Genomic DNA, 20,886 nt, shown 5'->3' with positions numbered 1-20,886 from the left:
GCACCTCCATTCATTGGTATAATTATACCAATGAATGGGTCAAAAGTCAATGCAAAACCGCCTCAAAACCCAGTGTTTTCAATGGTTTTCGTATAATCATTGGTATAAAAATCCGGGAATGCAGGTTTAAAATAGCCTAATCGAAAAAGGATTGTTTAGTGGTTAGAATAGACATTAAACTGGCTTAAATACGGCATTTTCACAGTGTTATCAAAAATGTAGAATAGCCTAACTATTACATGTTGAGACGGTAGTATTGATGTCAAGGGCAGAGAAAGAGCAGGCAGGTAGATGGATAGATGGGACTGTAGACAGGGCCAGACCCCTTTGGCGAGGAAGGGCCAACTCCCTTCTTATTGAGAAGACCTTGATGCACAAAGAGCCTTGGTATCGTCTTCGAAAGAGCAAAACGGGCCGTAGAAGAATTTGGAGATGATGTGATTTTCCAGGAATATGATATATCGGATCGGAAGACATTGCTTGAGTGGGGACTGTCAGATGCACTGTTCATCGATGGCAAGGAAGTTCAAACAGGCCCGCCACCTTCCTATGAGAAAATAAAAAGGATGATTGCAAAAAAAAGTCAAGAGGTTATGAATCCTCCATAGATGACAATTTGTCAGTCAGTATAATTTCGTATAATTAAGGAAGCAGGGGAAGAAGGAGAGAGAATGGCAGATTCTATAAAGACAGTCTATTTTTCCGATAGAAAAGAATGGCGTCATTGGCTAGAACAGAACTTTGAAAAAGAGCAGGAGGTCTGGCTGATCTATCCTCACAAAAACAGTGGCAAGCCAAGGATTGCATACAATGATGCTGTGGAGGAAGCTCTATGCTTCGGATGGATCGACAGTACGGTTCGTTCATTGGATGAAAACAGCAGCATGCAGCGTTTCACACCCAGAAAACCAAAGAGCGGGTTTTCCCAGCCCAACAAAGAACGGATTAAGTGGCTGTTGAAAAACAGCATGGTTCATCCGTCGATTATCGAATCGGTCAGGCACATACCAGAAGAGACCTTTGTCTTTCCTGAGGACATAGTTATAGCCTTGAAAGCGGATGAAGAAGTCTGGGAGCATTTTCAGACTTTTCCACCGGCATACAGACGCATTCGGATTGCATACATTGAAAGCGCCCGAAAGCGCCCGGAGGAATTTGATAAAAGACTCAAAAACTTTATCCAGAAAACAAGAAAGAACAAGATGATAGGCTTTGGGGGCATTGAGAAATATTACGAATAGCTGGCCCCGTTACAAAAGCATGACACCTAATTGTTCTTCTCAGTTGCCAAAGGCTTTCAGATGTTCTGTCCGGCGATTCTTCCGAAAACGATGCATTCTGTAATGGCGCAGCTTCCCAAACGGCTGGCTCCGTGAACCCCGCCGGCGACTTCACCTGCTGCATATAGCCCATCGATGGCATTGCCGTTGAAATCCAGAACCTGCGCCCTTTCATTGATGGACAGGCCCCCCATGGTGAAGTGGACCTTAGGCCATAGGCGCATGGCGTAGAAGGGCGCCTTTACGATGGGGGAGGCTTCCTCCACGATAGGTTTCCGAAAATCATCATCGACACCCTTTCGTACGAAACCGTTGTAGCGGTCGACGGATGCATGAAGGGTCTCGGCATCCAAGGCATAAGCGGCTGCCAGTTCCTCCATGGAGCCGAATTTTTTCACCACACCTTTTCGGACGGCTTTGGATAGATCCCAACCGGAGCATGCGACGGCCTTATCATCAGCGATCCCGATGCAAGGGTGTCCTATACGTAAAATGGCGTCCGCCGATTGCTTGCGGTCGCCCAATTCATTGACAAACCGCTTCCCCGTATGGGGATCGACGATCATACCGTATTGAAACAAAATATAGTCCGCGAAAAGGGGACCATGTCCGAAACCATGCTCGTCTGGCGACGACCAGGCTCCAAGCTGGATATGCGACAGCTGAACCGATGCGGCGCCAATCTTCAACGCCGATTTCAAAACCTCTGCGGTCGCAAAGGGCTTGTTGGTCGTCTGGATTTTTTCATCCAGCCGCGGGTCTTGAATGGACCGAAAGACCACATCTGCCCCATAGCCTCCGGAGGCCAGCAGGATGCCCCTTCGGGTCCGGATGTTGGCGGGAATGCCTGCATCTGTCTTATAGTCATACTCTTTCAAGACAGCGCCGCCGACCACGCGGCCTTCTGCATCGGTGATGATGGATCGAAAAGAAGTGCTGTAAAGAATGGGGATCCCCAATTCATCGATTCGTTGGAGCATCTTTTTGAGAATGGTACCGCCGGTTACGCCTTCTGGCGTATAGCACCTAGCCACACTGTGACCGCCGAACAGGTCAACCCGGTCCAAATAGGGCACATGGAGGGTGTCGATGGTCCATTCAAAGGCACTTCTTGCATTGGATACGACAGCATGCACCAGTCTGGGATGATTCAGTCCAAGGCCGGCCTTTAGCATGTCGTCATACATCATCTGCGCGCTGTCTTCAATGCCCCACTTCTTTTGCAGCTTGGTATCGGGTGCCGCGATCCCTCCATCGCTAATGATGGAGTTGCCTCCCGCGCTTTTCATTTTTTCGATGACCACCACGTTTTTTCCGGATTCACGGGCTTCAATGGCTGCTGTAAGCCCTGCAAAGCCACTGCCTACCACAAGCACGTCGACCTGTTCATTCCATTGGGTTTCTTTTGCCATACGAACCTCCACTCCAAACAGACCTTCAACAAAAACAGTTCATCAGCAACCACCTCACGAAAAATTATATACCGATGTCGGAATATTGTAAACATCATTCCGATATCGGCATGACGTGAAGCTTGCCATGCGGACCACAGTCTTGACAGAGCCCGGGTTTTGCGGTAAGGTTCAAAGACCAGCGTTCGTTGGTTGGATTGCAGGGGAGCCATCAAGAGAATTGACCATAGGAGTGTCATGTTATGAAAATTTCAAAGAAAGACGCGTTGACATGGTTTGAGTTTTTTTCAATGTTGCCGGAAGAGGAAGAAATCGAGACAAGGCAGCAAGAAATCATTTACGCTACCTTTGCGCAGATCGAGGCGGCAATCGACCACAGGAACGATGCGCTGCTGTCGGAAATCAAAGGCTTGAAGACGTTGGAGAACCGGACCATTTTTGTGGGAAAGGAACGGAAATTCCCCAATGGATGCCGGTCCTGTCTGCTGGGGACCGGGTTGAGCGCAATCAGGAAAACGAACAAATGCAACCTGGTGTGCAAGTTCTGCTACAATTATGGGGAACTGGATGAGATCCCTCCGGTTGGAGAAGGCATGTGGGAAATCGGAGGCACAAAGTTTCATGAGAAGGACATCGACCTGCTCCTTTCCATCCAACAGAAACCCACCGGCATCTCCTACGTCTATCTGGAGCCGTTCATGGAAATCGAAAAGTACTATCCGGTCATAAGGAAATTCAGTGATGCGGGGATCCATCAGCATCTGTACACGAACGGCACCCTGGCCACGGAAGGGACGTTGAAGGCGCTGGGGGAGGCCGGCCTTGACGAGATCCGGTTCAACCTGGGGGCCTCCAATTGCTCGGACAAGGTCATCGAGAATATCGGGTTGGCGAAAAGGTTCATCAAGCATGTAGGCATCGAAACCCCCATGACTCCGGAGTTTTTCCAGGCGTTTTTCATAAAAAAGGAAGCGATCCTGGATACGAAGCTCGATTTCATCAATTGTGCGGAATTGCATCTGAATGCGAACAACATTGGCAACTATCATGGGGAAAACATGTACATCTCCAGACATGGCTACATATCACCGGTCTGGAGCAGGGAATTGACGCTGGAATTCATGAAGATAGCCGATGAGGAAGGCTGGGATCTGGCGGTCCATGATTGCTCGAACGATACGAAATTCGCCCGGGGCTTGAATCTGGGCAGCAAAGAGGGCCGGTGGTTCGGGAACAGCAATTATGCCTGCGAGTTCACCAGGATGCCTTACGAAGTGTTCCTGCCGATCCTGCGGGACGGGGAGTTCAAGTTTTTGAGTGAAGAGGAATTGCCTGACGGCTACAGGCCAGGCGAGATGGTTTTTTAGAAAGGAGACGGTTATGCATATCAAACATGTGGCCTTGAGGGTCAGGGATTTGGAAGAATCCATCAGGTTTTACGAGACAGTCACGGAACTTGCGGTTTCCCGCCGCATCAAGGCGGAACCCGGGGAATTGGCATTCCTGACGAACGGCGACGGGGAGACGGAGATCGAGCTCATCTGGATGCCGGAAGGCCAGAAATTTGAAGGGAAAGGCATCTTCATCTGCTTCGAGACGGACAAGCTGGATGAAATGCACAAGCTTGTCCAGGACAAGGGGTTCAACCCTTCCCCCATCCAGGATCCGGGTGACCAGACGCGGTATTTCTATGTGTACGACCCCAACGGAGTGTCGGTGCAGCTGCGGGTTTTCCCGAAGGGATGATTGAAGGAGAAAAGCTATGGCAGAAATATTTGAAGTGATGATGGTTTTGAGCTTCGGCTTCTCCTGGCCGATGTCGATTATGAAGTCCTACAATGCAAGGACGGCCAAAGGGAAGAGCCTGTTTTTCCTTTGCCTGATCCTGTCCGGATACGCCTGCGGGATCGCATCCAAGCTATTGGGCGGTCGGATCAACTATGTGATCGTGTTCTACATCCTGAACTTTGTGATGGTGGGCATCGACCTGCTGCTCTACTTCCGGAATTCGAAGCTGGACCTGGAGGCCGGCAGGGACCTGGAAGCGGTCGAGGCGTGAGCGTGCCCATGGATAAAAGGCAGGCCTTGAAGAAGCATTTCGGTTACACCACGTTCCGTCAGGGGCAGGAGGGTCTGATCGACCAAATCCTGTCGGGCAGGGATGTGCTGGGCATCATGCCCACGGGCGGGGGGAAGTCGATCTGCTACCAGCTGCCCGCCCTTCTGTCGGAGGGGACGGCCATCGTGGTTTCCCCCCTGATTTCCCTGATGAAGGACCAGGTGGACGGCCTGTTGGAAAACGGCGTCCCCTCCACCTACATCAACAGCTCGCTTTCCCCGGAGGAGCTTTCCAGGCGGGAGGAAGCCATACTGGAGGGCAGGTGCAAGCTTGTCTATGTGGCGCCGGAGCGCCTGGATACCCGGGATTTCCTGGCGATCGCAAGCCGGATCAGGATCAGCCTGGTGGCGGTGGACGAAGCCCACTGCATCAGCCAGTGGGGGCACGACTTCAGGCCGAGCTACAAGGAAATCCCCCGTTTCATCCGGAAGCTTCCCCAAAGGCCCCCTGTGGCCGCGTTCACGGCGACGGCGACCCGGTTCGTGAAGGAAGAGATCAAGTCCCTGCTGGAGCTGGACAGTCCCTATGAGGTCGCCACCGGATTCGACCGGCCCAACCTCTTCTACAAGGTGGCGAAGCCCCAGAACAAGCTGCGGTATGTGGCGGACTACGTGGAAGGTCAGCATCCCGATGGGGCGGGCATCATTTTCTGCGCGACCAGGAAGGCGGTCGAGAGCCTGGCGAAGGAGCTGCAGAAGAAGGGGCATTCGGTGGAGGCCTACCATGCGGGATTCGAGAGCGAACAGCGCAAGGCGGTGCAGGAGAATTTCATGTTCGACCGGACCAGGATCATCGTGGCGACCAATGCCTTCGGCATGGGGATCGACAAGCCGGACGTGCGTTTCGTGATCCACTACAACATGCCGAAGAACATGGAGGCCTATTACCAGGAAGCCGGGAGGGCCGGCAGGGATGGGGGGGACAGCGAGTGCATCCTCCTGTATTCCCCCGCGGACATCGTCAAGCAGAAGCTGATCATCGCGAACAATGCGGAGATGGGCGCAACGGACAGGGACGACCTGCTGCGGGGCAACCTCCAGACGCTGGTGAACCACTGCCACACCCAGGAATGCCTTCGGGCATCGATCCTGGGTTATTTCGGGGAGTCCCAGGAGGTGGAGAACTGCGGAAGATGCGGGAACTGTCTGGACGAATCGGAACAGGTGGACATGACCACAGAGGCCCAGAAGATCCTGTCCTGCATCTACAGGACGAACCAGCGGTATGGTGCCGGCACCATCATCAAGGTGCTGCGGGGATCCAAGGACAAGCGGATCCAGGACCTGGGACTGGACGGGCAGTCGACCTACGGCATCATGGCGGACCGGTCGGAGGGCCTGATCAAGGAAATCATCATGCACCTGATCGCCCAGGGATTCGTCCAGATGGCGGGAGGCGCGTATCCGACCCTGGCGCTTTCACAGGCCTCCAGGCAGCTCCTGAAGGGGGAAGCGCGATTCCATTTAAGGCAGGAGCGGCTGGATGCGGCCGAGCCGGGCAAAAAAGGGAAGCCCAGGCGCAGCCGGGAAGACGGAAGCCTGTCCGAAGCCGCCAGCGGCCTGTACGCCCATCTGGTATCCATCCGGAAGAAGCTGGCGGAGGAGAGGCAACTCCCGGCATATCTTGTGTTCGGGAACGCAACGCTGCTTGAAATGGCGCAAGCCGCGCCCCGGAACCGGGAGGAGATGCTGGAGGTCAAGGGTGTGGGGGAGAAGAAATTCGAAAGCTACGGCCCTATTTTCCTGGAGGGAATCCGGGCGTACGGAGGATAGTGGTCACGGGATCATCTGCGATGGAATGGACGGTGGTTCGAATGGCAACGCTGATTGCAATCTACAGCATGCTGGGCATTTGCCTGGCGGCATCTTTTGTCAGGAGCAGGGAAAAAACAAAAATGGCATTCAAATTCGCCGGGAAGGCTCTCCTGAAGACGGCCCCAGCCTGTTTACGGTACTGGGCATCGTGGGATTGGCCTTGGGTATTTGTGGTCAGCAAGGGCCAAGGGAATTATGAAGCCCTGTCGGATCCGCCGGGGGAAATCTACTTCCTGCTCAAGGCAAAATGCCGCAGGATTGCAAGTGCGCTGGATGTCGATTTGAACGAGTACGTGTTCAAGAAAAGAAGAGGAATTTGACCGACCGAAAGGTCGGATTTTTTTTGGAAAAAACGGTTGACAAGAACATTACCTCATGGTAACATACTAGTATACTAGCTAACGGAGATGCGGATGCAACAGGAATTGTCCCGATGAAGGTGGGTGGAAGAACATGATCATTCCCCAAAGACTGAATACCGAAACGGCAAGGGATTATGCGTACCGGGCAATCCGGGACAACATCATTTCCATCGATCTGGAGCCGGGAGCCATCGTCAGTGAAAGCGAACTGGCCCAGAAGCTGGGGGTCAGCCGAACGCCCGTCAGGGAGGCGCTGATCGAACTTAGCAAGATCAATTTTGTGATCATCCTTCCCCAGCGAGGAAGCATGATTTCCAAGATCGACTACAGGATCATCGAGGAGTCCAGGTTCATCCGGCTGAGCATCGAGAAGGAAATCGTACAGGAAGCCTGCCAGCATGCGACACCCGAGGACATCAGCAAAATGGAAGATATTCTCTACATGCAGAAAAAATACATCAACCACAGCGATTCGGACAGGTTCATGGAACTGGACAATGAATTCCACCGGCTGCTGTATACGACTGCACGAAAAGAGTTTGTCTATAAAATCATCAAGGACACAGGCGTGCATTTCGACAGGGTGCGCCGCCTGGGTTTCAGCGACAGCAATCTGGACAGGATCGTTACGGACCACGAAGCCATCGTCGAAGCGATCAAGATGAAGGACAAGGAAATGGCAAAGCGTCTGGTCACCAAGCATCTGACCAGGTACAAGGTCGACGAGGAGAAAATCCGCAAGAAGTATGCGAAGTACCTGGTGGAGGATTGACTCGGGCGGCAGCAAATGTAAACAAAGCATATAAAAGGAGTGTGATGGGATGAAATTGACTTTGGAAGGAATCAAGGAGAAATCGGTTTGGGAAGAAAAGTCCTATGTTCTGCCCGGGTTCGACTATGAAGCCGTCAAAGAAAACACGGCTAAGAACCCCAACTGGATCCATTTCGGAGCGGGCAACATCTTCAGGGCGTTCTTGGCCAATGTGAACCAAAACAATCTGAACGAGGGTGTGGCCGACACGGGAATCGTGGTGGCTGAGGGCTTCGACTACGAAATCATAGAAAAGATGTATGTCCCCCACGACAACCTGAGCCTGCTGGTGACCTTGAAATCCACAGGGGAAGTCGGCAAGACCGTCGTCGCCAGCGTGATGGAAGCGTTGCCGGTCGACCCCACGAACAAGTCGGCCTGGGGCAGGCTGGAGGAGATTTTCCAGAATCCGAGCCTCCAGATGGTAAGCTTCACGATCACGGAGAAGGGATACAACCTGCAGGACAACAAGGGAGAGTATTATCCCGCCGTCGCAGGCGACTTCGAGGCGGGCCCCGCAGCCGCTGGCAGCTACATCGGCAAGCTTGTGGCCCTGGTTTACGGAAGATATCTTAAAGGGAAGCTGCCCCTGGCGCTGGTCAGCATGGACAACTGCTCCCACAACGGCACGAGGCTGCACGACGCGGTCCTTGCCTATGCGGAGAACTGGGAAAAAAGGGGACTCGTCGAGCAGGGCTTTGTGGCCTACCTGGAGGATCCCAAGAGCATTTCCTTCCCCTGGAGCATGATCGACAAGATCACACCCAGACCGGACAAGAACGTCAAGGAGATGCTGCGCGGAGAAGGGTTTGAGGATGTGGACGACATCATCACCTCCAAGAACACCTATGTGGCGCCCTTCGTCAATGCGGAAGAGCCACAATACCTGGTCATCGAGGACAAATTCCCCAACGGCAGGCCCGTGCTGAAGGATAAAGGCGTCATCTTCTCGGACAGGGAGACGGTGGACAAGGTGGAGAAGATGAAGGTCTGCACCTGCCTGAACCCCTTGCATACGGCCATGTCCATCTACGGATGCCTGCTGGGATACGAATTGATTTCGGAAGAGATGAAAGATCCTTCCCTGAAGGCCCTGGTGGAAAAGGTCGGTTACGTGGAAGGTCTGCCGGTTGTGGTACATCCCGGCATCATCGAACCCAAGAACTTCATCGATGAAGTCATCCAGGTGCGGTTCCCCAATCCTTTCATGCCGGACACACCCCAGAGGATCGCCACCGACACATCACAGAAGCTGAGCATCCGGTTCGGAGAGACGATCAAAGCGTACGACAGGAGTGCGGACCTGGATGTGAAGGACCTGAAGGTGATTCCCCTGGTTCTGGCCGGATGGTGCAGATACCTGATGGGTGTCGACGATGAAGGCAAGGAAATGGAGCTGAGCTCGGATCCCATGCTGGGTGAAGTGAAGCCCCATCTGGAGGGAATCCGTTTGGGGGATGCAGGTCCCTTCAGCGCACAGCTGAAACCGATCCTTTCCGACGAGAAGATCTTCGGGGTCAACCTCTATGAAGTCGGTTTGGGGGAAGTTGTGGAAGGGTATTTTGCGGAACTGGTAGCTTCCAAAGGTGCGGTCAGAAAAACCTTGGAGAAATATGTAGGCTGATAGAAGGAGGTACGCCATGAAAATGTCATGGAGATGGTATGGAGAGGGCAATGACTCGATCACCCTCGACCATATCCGCCAGATACCGGGCATGGAGACCATCGTATGGTCCCTGCACGACAAGGTAGCGGGCGAAGTTTGGGAAGAAGAACGCATCAAAGAGGTCATGGACCTGATCAAAAGCAAAGGCTTCAACGGGGATGTTGTGGAAAGCGTGAATGTCCACGACGACATCAAGCTGGGATTGCCTTCCAGGGACAAGTACATCGATATCTACATCGACACGATCAAGAAGCTTTCCCGTGCTGGTGTCAAGGTGATCTGCTACAACTTCATGCCGGTGTTCGACTGGACGAGGACAGACCTCTACAAGGAGCTTCCGGACGGATCCAACGCGCTTTTCTATGAGAAGGATGCCATCACACACGATCCGAACGAGATGGCCCAGAGGATTCTGAAGGGTGCTGGAAAATTCACCATGCCCGGCTGGGAACCGGAGCGGATGGCGAAGCTGGACGAGTTGTTCAAGTCCTATGAAGGCATCACAGAGGACATCCTTTTCGGCAACCTGCAGTACTTCCTGGAGCGGATCATCCCCACTTGCGAGGAGTACGATGTGAAGATGGCCATCCATCCGGATGATCCACCGTGGCCGATCTTCGGACTTCCTAGGATCATCCGCAGCAGGGACCACATCAAGAGATTCCTCGACCTGGTGGACAGCCCCTACAGCGGCCTCACCTTGTGCACAGGCTCCCTGGGACCGAACCTGCTGAACGACATCCCCGCAATCATCCGTGAGTTCCACAACCGGATCCACTTCGCCCACATCAGGAACGTGAAAGTCTTCGAGAACGGGGATTTCATTGAGGTTTCCCACCGTGGCAAAGACGGGAACGTGGACGTGTACGAAGTGCTGAAGGCCTACCATGACAACGGCTTCACGGGATACGTAAGGCCGGACCACGGAAGACACCTTTGGGGAGAAGAGAAGGACTGCCGTCCCGGATATGGCCTCTACGACAGGGCCATGGGCGTGATGTACATGCTCGGCGTCTGGGACAGCCTTGACAAATTCAAGGCCGAAAAGGCGAACCAATAAAGGAAATTGAAAAAGGCTTTCCATCAGGAATTGATGGGAAGCCTTTTTTTGTAGGGCAGACAACTAGGGAAGTTCCACTTTCCTTCCACAGGCATATGGAGTACAATCAAGGCAAGGAGGTGTTTGCGATGGAATGGAAAATCGGTTTGGAAGAAAGGGCGCAGCAGCCCACCCTGTCGATCAGGACCACGGTCACCATGGAGGCGTTGCCCTCGACCATCGGGGAATGCTATGGAAGGATTGCGGCCTATCTTGGGGAACTGGGGGAGCAGCCGGCAGGGATCCCCTTCACCGCGTACCGCAGTCTGGACCTGCAGAACATTGATGTGGAGATGGGGTTTCCGGTGGCGAAGCCGCTTCCTGGAAGGGACAACATCCAGGCAGGGGAGATACCGGCGGGGCTGGTGGTCGCCAGCAGGCACAGGGGTCCCTATGCTGCAATGGAAAAGCTGTATGAAAACATGTTCCAATGGATTGAGGACAACAACTATGTGTCCACGGGTGTGTACTACGAATTCTACGTCAACTCCCCCGTGGAGGTTCCTGAAATGGATCTGGTGACCCGCGTAGAGCTGCCTGTGGTCCGGAAATAGGGGGATCGGATGGAAAAGGAGATGACACTGAAGGAATTGCAGCAGGAGGTGGACAACTACATCTCCCGGTTCGAGGAAGGGTATTTCAGCCCCCTGGCACTGGTGGCAAGGCTGGCGGAGGAAACGGGGGAGCTGGCCCGGGAGATCAACCACCTGTATGGGGAAAAGCCGAAGAGGAAGGAAGAGGAGGAGAATACCGTGGGCATGGAACTGGCGGACTGTCTCTTCATCCTGGCCTGTTTCGCAAATTCCCTGGACATCGACCTGGAGGAGGAGTTCCACGGGATGATGCACAAGTTCAACACCCGGGATGCGGGCAGATGGACATTGAAGAACTTAGGAGGGAACGGGGATGAAGAATAGGCAAATTCTGCTGGTGCTCCTGTGTCTTGTTCTGGCGGGCTGCAGTCCGTCCGGAGACAAACAGGTAGGAAACGGCAACGCGGAACCGGAAGCGGTTGCCAGTGACAGCCGGATGTACAACATGGAAAAGTATGCCCGGATCAATCCAGGGCAAAGCTACGGGGAAGTGGAGACCATTATGGGTAACCCCGGGGAAGCCATGGTCGACAACGACCGCCTCAAACAATACCAGTGGACAAACGAAGACGGGAGCATGGTCAGCGTCACATTCTACGATGATGCGATGACTGGAAAGGGCCAGGCGCACCTGGGACCCTTGCTGAAAGGGGAGAAGGCGGTGACCGCGGCCATGTTCGACAAGATTGGGGAAGGCATGGAGATGCAGGAAGTCGTCGATATCCTGGGTCCTGGAACGGAAAGGATGCTTGTGGTTGTCGACGGCCGGGAAGAGGTCATGATGGGCTGGGACAACGACGATGGCGGCGGAATCAGCGTCACCCTGCTGGATGGGAAAGTCATCAAGAAAACAGACAGCATGCTCAAGTGATGGAGGGAGAGGGGTGCCATGGAACGGAAGGAACGGCAGCAAAACGGAGCTGACCAGTTGGCAAGGAACATCCGGAAGGCTGGAAGGGCGGGAGGGTTGTTCAGGCTGGTGAGGGGGATCGGCTTTTCCTTGTTTTTTCTTATCCTCGCAGTCTTCCTCGTGTCCATCGGAATGCCTTGGTACATCGGCGCGGCCATGCTTGTTGCGGCAATCGGCATGGTGTTCACGGAAGTGAAATGGCTGAAAAAGATAGGAAGCGTGGATTTGGATGTGCCGCTCGAACCAGTGCCCGGCAAGGTGGAACTGGATCCCGGGGAAGAGCTGGTGGATGCGATTCCTGCGGTCATGCGATACGGAACAACCAGGAGCGCAGTTGCTTTCGGTACGGGGGAGGTCCTGACACCGGAGAATGCGCTGCTCATCACCAACAAGGCCATCTGGGCGCTCACCGTCCCTTTGGCTGGAACGGACAAGGTGGTGGCGGGCATGGACATCGGTAAATGGCAGTGGACGACGGCCTATGGGGAGATTGGGGTAAGGCTGCAGGAAATGCTCGCGGACCTTCCCTTGGAGGAGGTGTTGCGACAGGGGAGGGCCATGCGCCTGATGCGCCGGGAAGAGTTGAAGGCCGCCAAGACCTTCCCCTCCACCTATGCCGTCTCCCTGGAGAGGGAAGATGGGAAGAAGTTCGGCTATTCCGTCCGGGTGAAGGAGGACTATCTGCGGGCGAAGGAAATCTTCGGCATACGGTAGGCATGGAGACCCCTCCCACCGTACCACTCCTGAAGAAGAAGCATGGCTTCTTCTTTTTTTGTTTGATAGGAAAGTGCTACTTTCCTATCAAACGAGGTTTTTGGACAAAAAATAATCCAAGGCATTAAAAATAGGCCAAGGATTATCGTTGACAGAATGATTATTCGTATTTGTAGGTTACACCACGAATACCTGTATAATTTTTTGGAGTCATAATGCCATCACAAACCTGGCAATCGGGTTGAGGTGGTACTGATGGGTCAAGACCATCAAACATATTGTCTTCTTCTAGTTGTTGAACAATGAAACGGGGAACCCAGAGAGAGTAACCGCATTTTTTGCAGACGAACTCCACAAGATCGTCGTTTTTGGAAAAACCTTCTAAAATATTCATAGTGACCTCCTAGTGCATACTAAGCACATTATACGAAGCAGGAGGTGCATTTGCAAGATAAGGGTTCGTTCCATCTGAAATAAAAATATCCAGAAGTTTCATTGTATTGCCACAATGAGAGCAAGCAAGACAGTCGATATTGAAGGCTAAAAGAAGACGGGAACGCCAATCAGAGTGACGTTCATAGAACTTTCGCTGATTGGGAGAAAGCATAGGATAAAGTTGCCTGGAATGCTTGTATTGTTTGGCATAGAGACCGTAATAACGAATTGTTTTAAACGGATGATCGTGGATATGAATGATAAGACGTTTGAAGAATTCGAAAACCGGAATAGTCTCTTCGACACGCTGGTTATCTTCGTGACGATCATAGTAGAAAGTCACATAAGAACCATCATAATCTAAGATTCTAGACTGTGCCATAGCAGGACGACCGGTATAGCGAATGATATACTTGATGGTTTCCAAAGGATTGGAATAATCTTTTCTAGGAGCGTTGACATAAAAGCCATCCGTATAATTCTGGAAGAGAAAAGTTTTCAAAGTATAAAAGGAAGCAGGCAAATGCTTGGATAGAATATCGAGCAAAGCAGCTTGCCAACGTTTGCGAAGAGCGATGAAGCTGATATGAGATACTTTGCGCCAGACGGTAAAATTTCCTGAAGCCCCTTCAGTAAGAAGCATGTGAATATGAGGATTCCATTTCAGATCACGACCGAAAGTGTGTAAAGTTGAAACGAATCCCGGTTTAAAGGATTCGGATTTATTAAGGTCATGAAACCAAGAAAGGATGACATTAGAAGAAGCTTCGAAAAGAACATTCAAGAGTTGGCGATTTTTACGAAAATAGATACGAAGTTCTTTCGGGATGGTGAAAACGAGATGGCGATGAGGACAACGGATAAGCTTGCGGGAAATGCTCAGGGAGCGGTCTTGAATGTATTTGGAGCCACAAGAATTGCAAAAGCGACTTTTACAAGTAAAACCGACGTATTTCACGTTACCGCATTTATCGCAATAATAAAGGGCGTGGCCAAGGGATGGATCGCCGCAATGAATTATTTTAGCAACATTATCAAGGACAGACTGTCGAATGGAGTAGCCCTCTTTTAGAAAGGAATCCCAATTGTCGGCGAAAATGTCTTTGATTTTAAAAGATTGTTTGCTCATAAGTATCACCAAAGATGTTATAGCAAATAATCAAGCAAAAAGCAAGAGAAGGACAAAAGAAAAGCCAGTTGCTAAAGCAACCGACTTTTTAACGAGGCGTAGCCTCTTTGTTCCGCATCTTGACAGGACTGGGGCAACAGGATATAATTCAAGTAGTAAACTAGTAAATAAGTAGATTAGTTGATAAGGAAGGTGGATCGGATGAAGATACCGACTACGTTGAAGCATAAACCGGTTTTTGTATCGGAGAACTACGAGCATGTGGATGGAAGATACGCTTACAATTCCGACGCAAAGGGGCTGTCCCTGGGGCTGGCCCAGTGGAACGACCGGGGAAAGGTGGACATCTCCGCCAAGGTATGGCGGCACACAGGAGAGAAATGGTCCAGGCAGTCCGAGGAATTGCCCTTGCACCGGGTGCTGGATTTGGCCATTCTGGTATGCAGGGCAAGGCTGCATTTTCAGGACGCCTATCGTTACGAGAAGCTGTACGATCCGGAGAATCCGGTCATCGACCGGGTGGGGTTGCAGGGGGATGCCATGACGGTGTCCGTCTGCACCGACAATGTGAAGTTGGATCAGGACATCCAGCTTTTCAGCCAGGCATTGAGCGACGATGGGGAGCTGATCGGAGAGCGCCTCAGCACGCTTTCCCGGATCCTGAAGGAAATGGGGTATTGAGCGCTGGAACTGCAGGGGTTTCTGGGCCATGTGGACAAGAACGACGGCGCCAAGATGCTGCAGCATATTTTTCTTCCCATAAAAAAACACTCCCCTTATCGTAAACAGTTTTGTTATTTCACTGTCTACTATAAGGGGAGCATATCACCAAAACCGATGGCTTTTCCTTTTTACGGCTTACGGCAAAAGCAGCTTGTCGAAGCCTTTCAGGAAATCATAGAGGATTTCCCTGACGACGGCACAACCGTCCTCCTGCATGGACTCCAGGTTCAACGGCATCACCGGATCGTGGAGGGACATGCGCAGCAGGACCCATCCGTTGTTCCCGTCGATGGCGAAATTGGCGCGGATTCCCTCGTGGTTGGGGGAGACGATCTGGAAGCGGCCGTCGTCTTCCAGGAATTCCCGGAAGGATGCCAGAACCTGCTCTCCGTAGGGAACGAAATCCGCCACAGTGATCTTCACCCGCAGGCTGGTTTCGTCCTTCGGCTCCTCCAGGTCGGCGATCAGGTCGGGCAGGTCCTTGCCTTCCCTTTGCAACTGCGCCAATTTGATCAAGGCCTTGGTGGCGATGTACGCCCCGTCATCCAGGAAATAATTCTCCTTGAACGCCCCGTGGCCGCTGGTCTCGATGGCCAGGTGGCTGGGAATCCCTTCGCGGTTGAGGCGGATGGATTCGTCGATGACATTCTTGTAGCCCCGCTTGAACCGGTGGTGCCGGCCGCCGGACTTTTCTATGAATGCTGTCAGGCCGTCGGATGTCACGGAGTCCGTGACGATGGTGGTGCCGGGATGGTCCTCCAGCACGATGGCGCTCATCAGGGCGATCAGCCGGTTCCGGTGGATGGCGCTGCCGGTCCTGTCGATCACGGCGCTCCGGTCCACATCGGTGTCGAAGATGATGCCCAGGTCCGCCCGGTTCCTTAACGTCGCCTCCATGATGGCATGGATGGCGTCGTCATCCTCCGGGTTCGGAATATGGTTTGGGAACCTTCCGTCCGGATCCAGGAACTGGCTTCCGGCGGTGTCCGCTCCCAAGGGTTTCAGGACCTTCTCCGCAAAGAAACCGCCGGCCCCGTTGCCCGCGTCGACCACGATGCGCATGCCCGAGAGAGGCTGGGCCGAAGCCTCGCCCGCGCCGGTGCGGATCAGGTCGACCAGGTGGCGGGAATACCGGTCCACCAGGTCGAATTCCTCTACGGTGGACCGGTCTTCGGGACAACCGGCAGACGGGTCCACTGCGGTCAGGATGGCCTTGATGTCCCGCTTGTCCAGGCCGCCTTCCCGTGTGAAGAACTTCATGCCGTTGCGGTTGAAGGGAAGGTGGCTGGCGGTGACCATGATGGCGCCGTCACAGTTGCTTTCCGTAAATCGTGTGGACATGAACATGGAAGGGGTGGAGGTGATGCCGCAGTCCAGCACCTTCGTCCCTGTTTGCCCGCAACCGCTGAAGATTCCCCTCTTCAGGTCCCCGGCGCTCAGCCGGGAATCACAGCCGACGGAGAGGGTCAGTGCGGAGGGGGCTTTACCCACCTTATCCGACAACCAGCCGATGAACGCCCGGGTGATGCCGCATGTTTCCACATGGGTCAGATTCACCGGTTCCCCCTCAATCCCTTCCAGGGCAACGCCTCGGATGTCCGAACCGTTCTGCAATTTGAAATAGTCCATATCAAGTCCCTCCATTGGATCCTTGCGCAGATTTGTCAGCAACTTCACATGCATTGTACCTTTTCTCACTGGGGAAAATCCGAAAGGGGCGTCTATCGGGTGAAGAACTTTTCCTTGATGATGGGGATGGGCATGTCCTTGCCCGTCCAGATTTTGAAGGCCTCGGCGCCCTGGTACATCAGCATGTAGAGGCCGTTGAAGGTGGGGCACCCGGCCGCTTCGGCAAGGGCCAGGAGCTTTGTCTTCTCAGGATTGTAGATGACGTCGGAAACAATCAGGTCGGGACGGAGGACGCTGGTGTCCTGGAGGATGCAGGCGTCCGTGTTGGGCTTCATGCCCACGGAGGTCCCGTTGGTCAGGATGGCGCTCTCGCCGATGCTCTTGTGGAGCAGCCGGTCATCCCCCAGTTCATACAGGGAGACCTTGCAGTCCGTCCTCCGGTTCAGCTCGTCCACGGTCTGCCGGGCCCTGTCGAAGAACTGGTCCTTGATGCTGAAGACGTCGATCTCCTTCACCCCGTCCAGGGCGGCCTGGACCAGGATGGCGGTCGCGGCTCCGCCTGCGCCCAGCAGGGTCATCTTCTTCCCGATGATGTCGAATCCGGCATCCTTAACGGACAGCATGTAGCCCGTGCCGTCCGTGTTGTGGCCCGTCAACACACCGTCGTCGTTGACGACGGTGTTCACCGCCCCGATGATTTCGGCGGAAGTGGACAGCTTGTCCACCAGCTCGGCCATCAGGTTCTTGTCCGGCATGGTCACGTTGAAGCCCCGGGCGTTGAGGACCTTCAAGCCCTCCACAGCGGTCTTTAGACGGTCCGTGCCCACGTCGAAGGCAAGATAGGCGTAATCCAGTCCCAATTGCCGGAAGGACTCGTTGTGCATCATGGGGGAGATGCTGTGGCCCACAGGGCTTCCAAGCAAACCGGTGAGCCTTGTGTGGCCTGTGATACGTTCAATCATGTTCGTTCCCTCGATTCTCGTCATATTTTTTCGGTATTCTTGTAGGGTTTATATTAAGGGATGGTCTGGGGAATGTCAAGCGTTTGGGGCATTGGGGAGCTTGTCTTTTGCCGGGGGACGGATTATAATGGATTCAAAGCGATGCGAGGGCCACTACGGAAGGAGCACGCTGCATTCCTATGGAAAAGAGGCGGAGAGGATGACTGGAAGGATACTGCTATATCTTGTAATACTGCTGGCCAAGGTGTTTGAGGTGACCCTAGCCACCACACGGATTGTCATGATCACCAAGGGGGAGCGGGGCAAGGGGGCCATCATCGGTTTCTTTGAGATCATCATCTGGGTGGTCCTGGTGTCCACGGTGCTGAAGGACATCACGGCCGACCCCATCAAGATTTTCATCTATGCGCTGGGATTCTCCCTGGGCAACTTTTTCGGCTCCATATTCGAGGAGAAGCTGGGACTGGGCACCACCCGCATGGAGGTCATCGCCAAGGAGGAGCAGGGCAAGGACCTTGTGGACGCCCTGCGGGCCGGCGGCTATGCGGTCACGGTCATCGACGGGGAGGGCATGCACCACAAGCGGAACGTGCTGGTCCTGCATGTGCCCAGAAAGAAGACGAAGGAAGTGGTGAACATGATCAAAGGGTATCAGGAGGAAGTGGTCATCACGGTAAACGAGGTGAAGCCGGTTTACGGCGGATATGGAATCATCAAGAAATGAAAAGGGGAACGGAAATGGAAAAGGATCTGCGGATTGAAGAAGTGAGGGAACAGGCGGAAGGGTATTTCAGACGGGGGGAATTCTTCTGCTCCGAAGCGGTGGTCCACGCCATCAACGGATTTATGGGATGGCCTTATCCCGCGGAGGTCACAAGGATGGCCTCGGCCTTCCCCATCGGGCTGGGCAAGTCCGGATGCCTGTGCGGAGCCGTCAGCGGTGGGGCCATGGCCTTGGGGATGGTCTATGGAAGGAGGCACGGGGAACCCATGGACGCGCGGATGTTCCCGGTTTCGGCCCGTCTGCACGACCATGTGAAGAGCCTATACAAGAGCACCTGTTGCCGGGTGATGGTCAAGGATTTCGAATTCGCCAGCCCGGAAAGGAAGGAGCACTGCGTGCGCATCACAGGAGAAGTGGCCGCCTGGGTGGCGGAGCGGATCCTTGAAGAGGAGGAGAAGCGATGAGGGGATTGCTGAAGGTCATGCCCTTTCCCATGGCGGGTCTGCTCCTGGGCCTTGCGGCGGCGGGCAACATGCTCCTGCCCTATGGAGCGGCCATCCGTCCCGCCTTCGGTGGGGCCGCTTTCCTGCTGGCGCTCCTTCTAGGGGCAAAGGCCCTCACCGCTCCGGCGGAACTGAAGGCTGCATACGGGCAGCCGCCGGTCGCCGGAGTGCTGCCGGCCTTCAGCATGGGACTGGCAGTCCTTGCCACCTATGTCCGGCCGGTACTTCCTGGACCGGCCCTGGGCTTGTGGGGGGCCGCCCTGCTGCTCCACATCGGTTTGCTGGCCGCCTTCACCTGGAAGCATGTGGCCGCTTTCGACATCCGGAAGGTCTTCCCCAGCTGGTTCGTCGTCTATGTGGGTGTGGCGGTGTTCGCCGTTACGGGTCCCGCCTTCGGACAACCCGGAACCGCCCGGGCGGCCTTCTGGTTCGGATTTGGAGCATACCTCGTCCTGATGCCGGTGGTGCTCTACCGGGTGGTCAAGGTCCGGGAGGTTCCGGCCCCCGTCTTGCCGACCATGGCCATCTTCGCCGCCCCCGGCAGCCTTCTGCTGGCCGGCTATCTGGCGGCATTCCCGGGAAAAAACCTGGGCATGGCGGGCTTCCTGGCTGTATGCAGCGCCATCGGCTTCCTGGGAGTGATGGCTGTCATGCCCCGGCTGCTGCGGCAGCCCTTCCACCCAAGCGTATCGGCCTTCACCTTCCCCTTCGTCATCACGGCAATCGCATGGAAGGGAGCCGGCGCCTACCTGGCCCAGTCCCACCAAGGCGTGGGGATGTTGATGTTGGAGCCTGTCCTTGTGTTCCTCCAGGTCTGGGCCACAGCCATGGTGCTGCAGACCTTGGTGCGGTATGCGCTTTTCCTGAAAAAGGAGGCGTTTCCGGCTCCGGTCCCACAGGAAGCCGAGGAGCAGGCATGATGCTCCCAACCGTGACCTTGAAGCTGTATGCCCCCTGGGTCCATTCCCTGAAGGAAAAAAGGTCCCTGGCCAAGTCCTTGCTGGCCAAGATCCAGAACAGGCTGCCGGTGGCTGCGGCGGAAATAGAGGCCCAAGACATCCACCAGACACTGGTGCTGGGCATTGTGGGCATCGCCCTGGAACGGGGGCAGGCGGACCGGCTGATGGACCAGGTCATCCGGTTCGTGGAGGAAAACACCGAGGCCCAGCTGCTGGAGGTGGAAAGGGAGATCCGCTAGTTCCGGCCCCTTTCCATTTCCAGCAGGGCGGCCTTGATGTCCAAGCCGCCGGCATAGCCGGTGAGCCTGTGGTCCGCCCCCACCACCCGGTGACAGGGGACCCGCAGGGCGAGGGGGTTTTTGTTGCAGGCCTGTCCCACTGCCCGGAAAGCCCCGGGATGGCCGGTCAGGGCGGCCACCTCCTTGTAGCTCCGGGTTTCCCCATAGGGAATGGAAAGCAGGACATTCCAGACCTGTTGCTGGAAGGGGGTGCCCCCTGGGAAGGAAAAGGGAAAGTCAAGGGTCATGAGACGCCCCTCCAGATAAGCCGAAAGCTGTGCGGCGGCTTCCCGCAGGAGTGGGGTTTCCCCCACGACGGCATCTTCGGGAGCCGCCGACGCACCGTCAGGCTCCCGGTCGGCGAAGAAGATGCGGGTTACGGCCAGGCCGTCCCCAAGGATGCCCAGGCGTCCGAAAGGCGTGGGGATATGGTGCAGATGGTGCATGGAAACCTCCGATCTTTGCAGCGGGATGGCGGGGACAAGGACAGTATAGCACAAGGGAACAGACGGCAAAAGCCCCCGAGAGGGGGCTTTTGCCGTCTGTTTAAGGAGGTTATTTCATGATCAGGTTGGGAAGGAACATGACGACGGCGGGCACATAGGTGATCAGCAGCAGGGTCCCCACCATGACTGCGTAGAAGGGGAGCAGGGCCTTGGTGGCCTTCTCGATGGAGATCTTGCCGATGGAGCAGCCCACGAAGAGGGCGGAGCCCACCGGCGGGGTGCAGAGGCCCACGGCCAGGTTCAGGATGAACACGATGC

25 protein-coding genes are annotated in these 20,886 nt (G+C 54.6%); 18 read left to right on the top strand and 7 right to left on the bottom strand.

Translation table 11 applies throughout. The features are described 5' to 3' along the window. The first annotated feature begins 671 nt into the window (after nucleotides 1-671). Nucleotides 672-1,241 carry a YdeI/OmpD-associated family protein gene (locus tag GXN74_RS12080; protein WP_162371200.1) on the top strand — a complete coding sequence of 190 codons (570 nt, stop codon included), beginning with the start codon at nucleotides 672-674 and terminating at the stop codon, nucleotides 1,239-1,241. 56 nt (nucleotides 1,242-1,297) lie between these two features. Here the strand turns inward: GXN74_RS12080 and GXN74_RS12075 are convergent, their stop codons facing one another. Beyond that, nucleotides 1,298-2,692 (bottom strand): flavocytochrome c, encoded by a 1,395-nt coding sequence (locus GXN74_RS12075; RefSeq protein WP_162371199.1) that lies wholly within the window; start codon nucleotides 2,690-2,692, stop codon nucleotides 1,298-1,300. Between the two features lie 242 nt (nucleotides 2,693-2,934). Here GXN74_RS12075 and GXN74_RS12070 point away from each other — a divergent pair, with 242 nt between their 5' ends. The 12 genes from GXN74_RS12070 (at nucleotide 2,935) to GXN74_RS12015 (ending at nucleotide 12,780) form a co-directional block, all read left to right on the top strand. After that, nucleotides 2,935-4,059, top strand: a complete 1,125-nt coding sequence (locus tag GXN74_RS12070; protein ID WP_162371198.1) for a radical SAM protein — start codon at nucleotides 2,935-2,937, stop codon at nucleotides 4,057-4,059. 13 nt (nucleotides 4,060-4,072) lie between these two features. Beyond that, nucleotides 4,073-4,438 (top strand): VOC family protein, encoded by a 366-nt coding sequence (locus tag GXN74_RS12065; RefSeq protein ID WP_162371197.1) that lies wholly within the window; start codon nucleotides 4,073-4,075, stop codon nucleotides 4,436-4,438. A gap of 16 nt (nucleotides 4,439-4,454) precedes the next feature. Next, on the top strand, nucleotides 4,455-4,751 hold the full coding sequence (locus tag GXN74_RS12060; protein ID WP_162371196.1) for a hypothetical protein: 297 nt from the start codon (nucleotides 4,455-4,457) through the stop codon (nucleotides 4,749-4,751). A gap of 8 nt (nucleotides 4,752-4,759) precedes the next feature. Continuing rightward, nucleotides 4,760-6,583, top strand: coding sequence for a DNA helicase RecQ (recQ, locus tag GXN74_RS12055; protein WP_162371195.1), 1,824 nt, complete (start codon nucleotides 4,760-4,762; stop codon nucleotides 6,581-6,583). A 41-nt stretch (nucleotides 6,584-6,624) separates the two neighbouring features. Next, nucleotides 6,625-6,945 carry an ARMT1-like domain-containing protein gene (locus GXN74_RS12050; RefSeq protein ID WP_162371194.1) on the top strand — a complete coding sequence of 107 codons (321 nt, stop codon included), beginning with the start codon at nucleotides 6,625-6,627 and terminating at the stop codon, nucleotides 6,943-6,945. Nucleotides 6,946-7,078: 133 nt separating this feature from the next. Next, nucleotides 7,079-7,759: a GntR family transcriptional regulator gene (locus GXN74_RS12045; RefSeq protein ID WP_162371193.1), complete on the top strand. Its 681-nt coding sequence runs from the start codon at nucleotides 7,079-7,081 to the stop codon at nucleotides 7,757-7,759. A 49-nt stretch (nucleotides 7,760-7,808) separates the two neighbouring features. Further along, complete coding sequence (locus GXN74_RS12040; RefSeq protein ID WP_162371192.1) at nucleotides 7,809-9,422, top strand: mannitol dehydrogenase family protein; 1,614 nt, start codon at nucleotides 7,809-7,811, stop codon at nucleotides 9,420-9,422. Between the two features lie 16 nt (nucleotides 9,423-9,438). Then, on the top strand, nucleotides 9,439-10,524 hold the full coding sequence (uxuA, locus tag GXN74_RS12035) for a mannonate dehydratase (protein ID WP_162371191.1): 1,086 nt from the start codon (nucleotides 9,439-9,441) through the stop codon (nucleotides 10,522-10,524). A gap of 128 nt (nucleotides 10,525-10,652) precedes the next feature. Beyond that, nucleotides 10,653-11,117 carry a GyrI-like domain-containing protein gene (locus GXN74_RS12030; protein ID WP_162371190.1) on the top strand — a complete coding sequence of 155 codons (465 nt, stop codon included), beginning with the start codon at nucleotides 10,653-10,655 and terminating at the stop codon, nucleotides 11,115-11,117. Nucleotides 11,118-11,126: 9 nt separating this feature from the next. Continuing rightward, complete coding sequence (locus GXN74_RS12025) at nucleotides 11,127-11,480, top strand: MazG nucleotide pyrophosphohydrolase domain-containing protein (protein ID WP_162371189.1); 354 nt, start codon at nucleotides 11,127-11,129, stop codon at nucleotides 11,478-11,480. Beyond that, a complete protein-coding gene (locus GXN74_RS12020) occupies nucleotides 11,470-12,027 on the top strand; it encodes a DUF3862 domain-containing protein (RefSeq protein WP_162371188.1) in 558 nt (185 codons plus the stop codon). Before GXN74_RS12025 ends, GXN74_RS12020 begins: the two co-directional genes overlap by 11 nt. Before the next feature lie 18 nt (nucleotides 12,028-12,045). Continuing rightward, nucleotides 12,046-12,780 carry a hypothetical protein gene (locus GXN74_RS12015; RefSeq protein ID WP_162371187.1) on the top strand — a complete coding sequence of 245 codons (735 nt, stop codon included), beginning with the start codon at nucleotides 12,046-12,048 and terminating at the stop codon, nucleotides 12,778-12,780. A 160-nt stretch (nucleotides 12,781-12,940) separates the two neighbouring features. Here the strand turns inward: GXN74_RS12015 and GXN74_RS12010 are convergent, their stop codons facing one another. Both GXN74_RS12010 and GXN74_RS12005 read right to left on the bottom strand, forming a co-directional pair. Then, on the bottom strand, nucleotides 12,941-13,174 hold the full coding sequence (locus tag GXN74_RS12010; RefSeq protein ID WP_162371186.1) for a hypothetical protein: 234 nt from the start codon (nucleotides 13,172-13,174) through the stop codon (nucleotides 12,941-12,943). Between the two features lie 9 nt (nucleotides 13,175-13,183). Continuing rightward, complete coding sequence (locus GXN74_RS12005) at nucleotides 13,184-14,344, bottom strand: IS91 family transposase (protein ID WP_162371185.1); 1,161 nt, start codon at nucleotides 14,342-14,344, stop codon at nucleotides 13,184-13,186. Between the two features lie 201 nt (nucleotides 14,345-14,545). Here GXN74_RS12005 and GXN74_RS12000 point away from each other — a divergent pair, with 201 nt between their 5' ends. Further along, nucleotides 14,546-15,025, top strand: a complete 480-nt coding sequence (locus GXN74_RS12000; protein ID WP_162371184.1) for a DUF6530 family protein — start codon at nucleotides 14,546-14,548, stop codon at nucleotides 15,023-15,025. A 177-nt stretch (nucleotides 15,026-15,202) separates the two neighbouring features. Here GXN74_RS12000 and GXN74_RS11995 read toward each other — a convergent pair whose 3' ends face one another. Together GXN74_RS11995 and aroE are read right to left on the bottom strand one after the other, a co-directional pair. Further along, nucleotides 15,203-16,696, bottom strand: coding sequence for a phosphohexomutase domain-containing protein (locus GXN74_RS11995; protein ID WP_246208705.1), 1,494 nt, complete (start codon nucleotides 16,694-16,696; stop codon nucleotides 15,203-15,205). Nucleotides 16,697-16,788: 92 nt separating this feature from the next. Next, a complete protein-coding gene (aroE, locus tag GXN74_RS11990; RefSeq protein WP_212505794.1) occupies nucleotides 16,789-17,658 on the bottom strand; it encodes a shikimate dehydrogenase in 870 nt (289 codons plus the stop codon). A 199-nt stretch (nucleotides 17,659-17,857) separates the two neighbouring features. Between aroE and GXN74_RS11985 the strand changes: the two genes are divergently transcribed. From GXN74_RS11985 to GXN74_RS11970, 4 genes are read left to right on the top strand one after another with little or no spacing between them, the layout of a single operon-like run. Continuing rightward, nucleotides 17,858-18,382 (top strand): DUF2179 domain-containing protein, encoded by a 525-nt coding sequence (locus GXN74_RS11985; RefSeq protein WP_162371183.1) that lies wholly within the window; start codon nucleotides 17,858-17,860, stop codon nucleotides 18,380-18,382. Nucleotides 18,383-18,396: 14 nt separating this feature from the next. Beyond that, nucleotides 18,397-18,846 (top strand): C-GCAxxG-C-C family protein, encoded by a 450-nt coding sequence (locus tag GXN74_RS11980; protein ID WP_162371182.1) that lies wholly within the window; start codon nucleotides 18,397-18,399, stop codon nucleotides 18,844-18,846. After that, nucleotides 18,843-19,805: a TDT family transporter gene (locus tag GXN74_RS11975; RefSeq protein WP_162371181.1), complete on the top strand. Its 963-nt coding sequence runs from the start codon at nucleotides 18,843-18,845 to the stop codon at nucleotides 19,803-19,805. Before GXN74_RS11980 ends, GXN74_RS11975 begins: the two co-directional genes overlap by 4 nt. Next, nucleotides 19,802-20,083, top strand: a complete 282-nt coding sequence (locus GXN74_RS11970; RefSeq protein WP_162371180.1) for a DUF503 domain-containing protein — start codon at nucleotides 19,802-19,804, stop codon at nucleotides 20,081-20,083. Before GXN74_RS11975 ends, GXN74_RS11970 begins: the two co-directional genes overlap by 4 nt. On the opposite strand, the gene GXN74_RS14765 is transcribed toward GXN74_RS11970, so the two are convergent. Both GXN74_RS14765 and GXN74_RS11960 read right to left on the bottom strand, forming a co-directional pair. Beyond that, nucleotides 20,080-20,568 (bottom strand): methylated-DNA--[protein]-cysteine S-methyltransferase, encoded by a 489-nt coding sequence (locus GXN74_RS14765; protein ID WP_162371179.1) that lies wholly within the window; start codon nucleotides 20,566-20,568, stop codon nucleotides 20,080-20,082. The two genes, GXN74_RS11970 and GXN74_RS14765, sit on opposite strands and share 4 nt — an antisense overlap. Nucleotides 20,569-20,677: 109 nt before the next feature. Beyond that, nucleotides 20,678-20,886 (bottom strand): TRAP transporter large permease subunit (locus tag GXN74_RS11960; protein ID WP_162371178.1); only part of this gene is annotated, 209 nt, incomplete at its 5' end.

The organism is Anaerotalea alkaliphila (genome assembly GCF_010179735.1).
Lineage (GTDB): Bacteria > Bacillota > Clostridia > Lachnospirales > Vallitaleaceae > Anaerotalea > Anaerotalea alkaliphila.
This window is presented reverse-complemented; position numbering and strand designations above follow the sequence as displayed.

What these genes read in the sequence shown, in the direction of transcription:
- GXN74_RS12080 (WP_162371200.1), top strand. Translation starts at nt 672, where the DNA reads ATGGCAGATTCTATAAAGACAGTCTATTTTTCCGATAGAAAAGAATGG.
- GXN74_RS12075 (WP_162371199.1), bottom strand. Translation starts at nt 2,692, where the DNA reads ATGGCAAAAGAAACCCAATGGAATGAACAGGTCGACGTGCTTGTGGTA.
- GXN74_RS12070 (WP_162371198.1), top strand. Translation starts at nt 2,935, where the DNA reads ATGAAAATTTCAAAGAAAGACGCGTTGACATGGTTTGAGTTTTTTTCA.
- GXN74_RS12065 (WP_162371197.1), top strand. Translation starts at nt 4,073, where the DNA reads ATGCATATCAAACATGTGGCCTTGAGGGTCAGGGATTTGGAAGAATCC.
- GXN74_RS12060 (WP_162371196.1), top strand. Translation starts at nt 4,455, where the DNA reads ATGGCAGAAATATTTGAAGTGATGATGGTTTTGAGCTTCGGCTTCTCC.
- recQ (WP_162371195.1), top strand. Translation starts at nt 4,760, where the DNA reads ATGGATAAAAGGCAGGCCTTGAAGAAGCATTTCGGTTACACCACGTTC.
- GXN74_RS12050 (WP_162371194.1), top strand. Translation starts at nt 6,625, where the DNA reads ATGGCAACGCTGATTGCAATCTACAGCATGCTGGGCATTTGCCTGGCG.
- GXN74_RS12045 (WP_162371193.1), top strand. Translation starts at nt 7,079, where the DNA reads ATGATCATTCCCCAAAGACTGAATACCGAAACGGCAAGGGATTATGCG.
- GXN74_RS12040 (WP_162371192.1), top strand. Translation starts at nt 7,809, where the DNA reads ATGAAATTGACTTTGGAAGGAATCAAGGAGAAATCGGTTTGGGAAGAA.
- uxuA (WP_162371191.1), top strand. Translation starts at nt 9,439, where the DNA reads ATGAAAATGTCATGGAGATGGTATGGAGAGGGCAATGACTCGATCACC.
- GXN74_RS12030 (WP_162371190.1), top strand. Translation starts at nt 10,653, where the DNA reads ATGGAATGGAAAATCGGTTTGGAAGAAAGGGCGCAGCAGCCCACCCTG.
- GXN74_RS12025 (WP_162371189.1), top strand. Translation starts at nt 11,127, where the DNA reads ATGGAAAAGGAGATGACACTGAAGGAATTGCAGCAGGAGGTGGACAAC.
- GXN74_RS12020 (WP_162371188.1), top strand. Translation starts at nt 11,470, where the DNA reads ATGAAGAATAGGCAAATTCTGCTGGTGCTCCTGTGTCTTGTTCTGGCG.
- GXN74_RS12015 (WP_162371187.1), top strand. Translation starts at nt 12,046, where the DNA reads ATGGAACGGAAGGAACGGCAGCAAAACGGAGCTGACCAGTTGGCAAGG.
- GXN74_RS12010 (WP_162371186.1), bottom strand. Translation starts at nt 13,174, where the DNA reads ATGAATATTTTAGAAGGTTTTTCCAAAAACGACGATCTTGTGGAGTTC.
- GXN74_RS12005 (WP_162371185.1), bottom strand. Translation starts at nt 14,344, where the DNA reads ATGAGCAAACAATCTTTTAAAATCAAAGACATTTTCGCCGACAATTGG.
- GXN74_RS12000 (WP_162371184.1), top strand. Translation starts at nt 14,546, where the DNA reads ATGAAGATACCGACTACGTTGAAGCATAAACCGGTTTTTGTATCGGAG.
- GXN74_RS11995 (WP_246208705.1), bottom strand. Translation starts at nt 16,696, where the DNA reads ATGGACTATTTCAAATTGCAGAACGGTTCGGACATCCGAGGCGTTGCC.
- aroE (WP_212505794.1), bottom strand. Translation starts at nt 17,658, where the DNA reads ATGATTGAACGTATCACAGGCCACACAAGGCTCACCGGTTTGCTTGGA.
- GXN74_RS11985 (WP_162371183.1), top strand. Translation starts at nt 17,858, where the DNA reads ATGACTGGAAGGATACTGCTATATCTTGTAATACTGCTGGCCAAGGTG.
- GXN74_RS11980 (WP_162371182.1), top strand. Translation starts at nt 18,397, where the DNA reads ATGGAAAAGGATCTGCGGATTGAAGAAGTGAGGGAACAGGCGGAAGGG.
- GXN74_RS11975 (WP_162371181.1), top strand. Translation starts at nt 18,843, where the DNA reads ATGAGGGGATTGCTGAAGGTCATGCCCTTTCCCATGGCGGGTCTGCTC.
- GXN74_RS11970 (WP_162371180.1), top strand. Translation starts at nt 19,802, where the DNA reads ATGATGCTCCCAACCGTGACCTTGAAGCTGTATGCCCCCTGGGTCCAT.
- GXN74_RS14765 (WP_162371179.1), bottom strand. Translation starts at nt 20,568, where the DNA reads ATGCACCATCTGCACCATATCCCCACGCCTTTCGGACGCCTGGGCATC.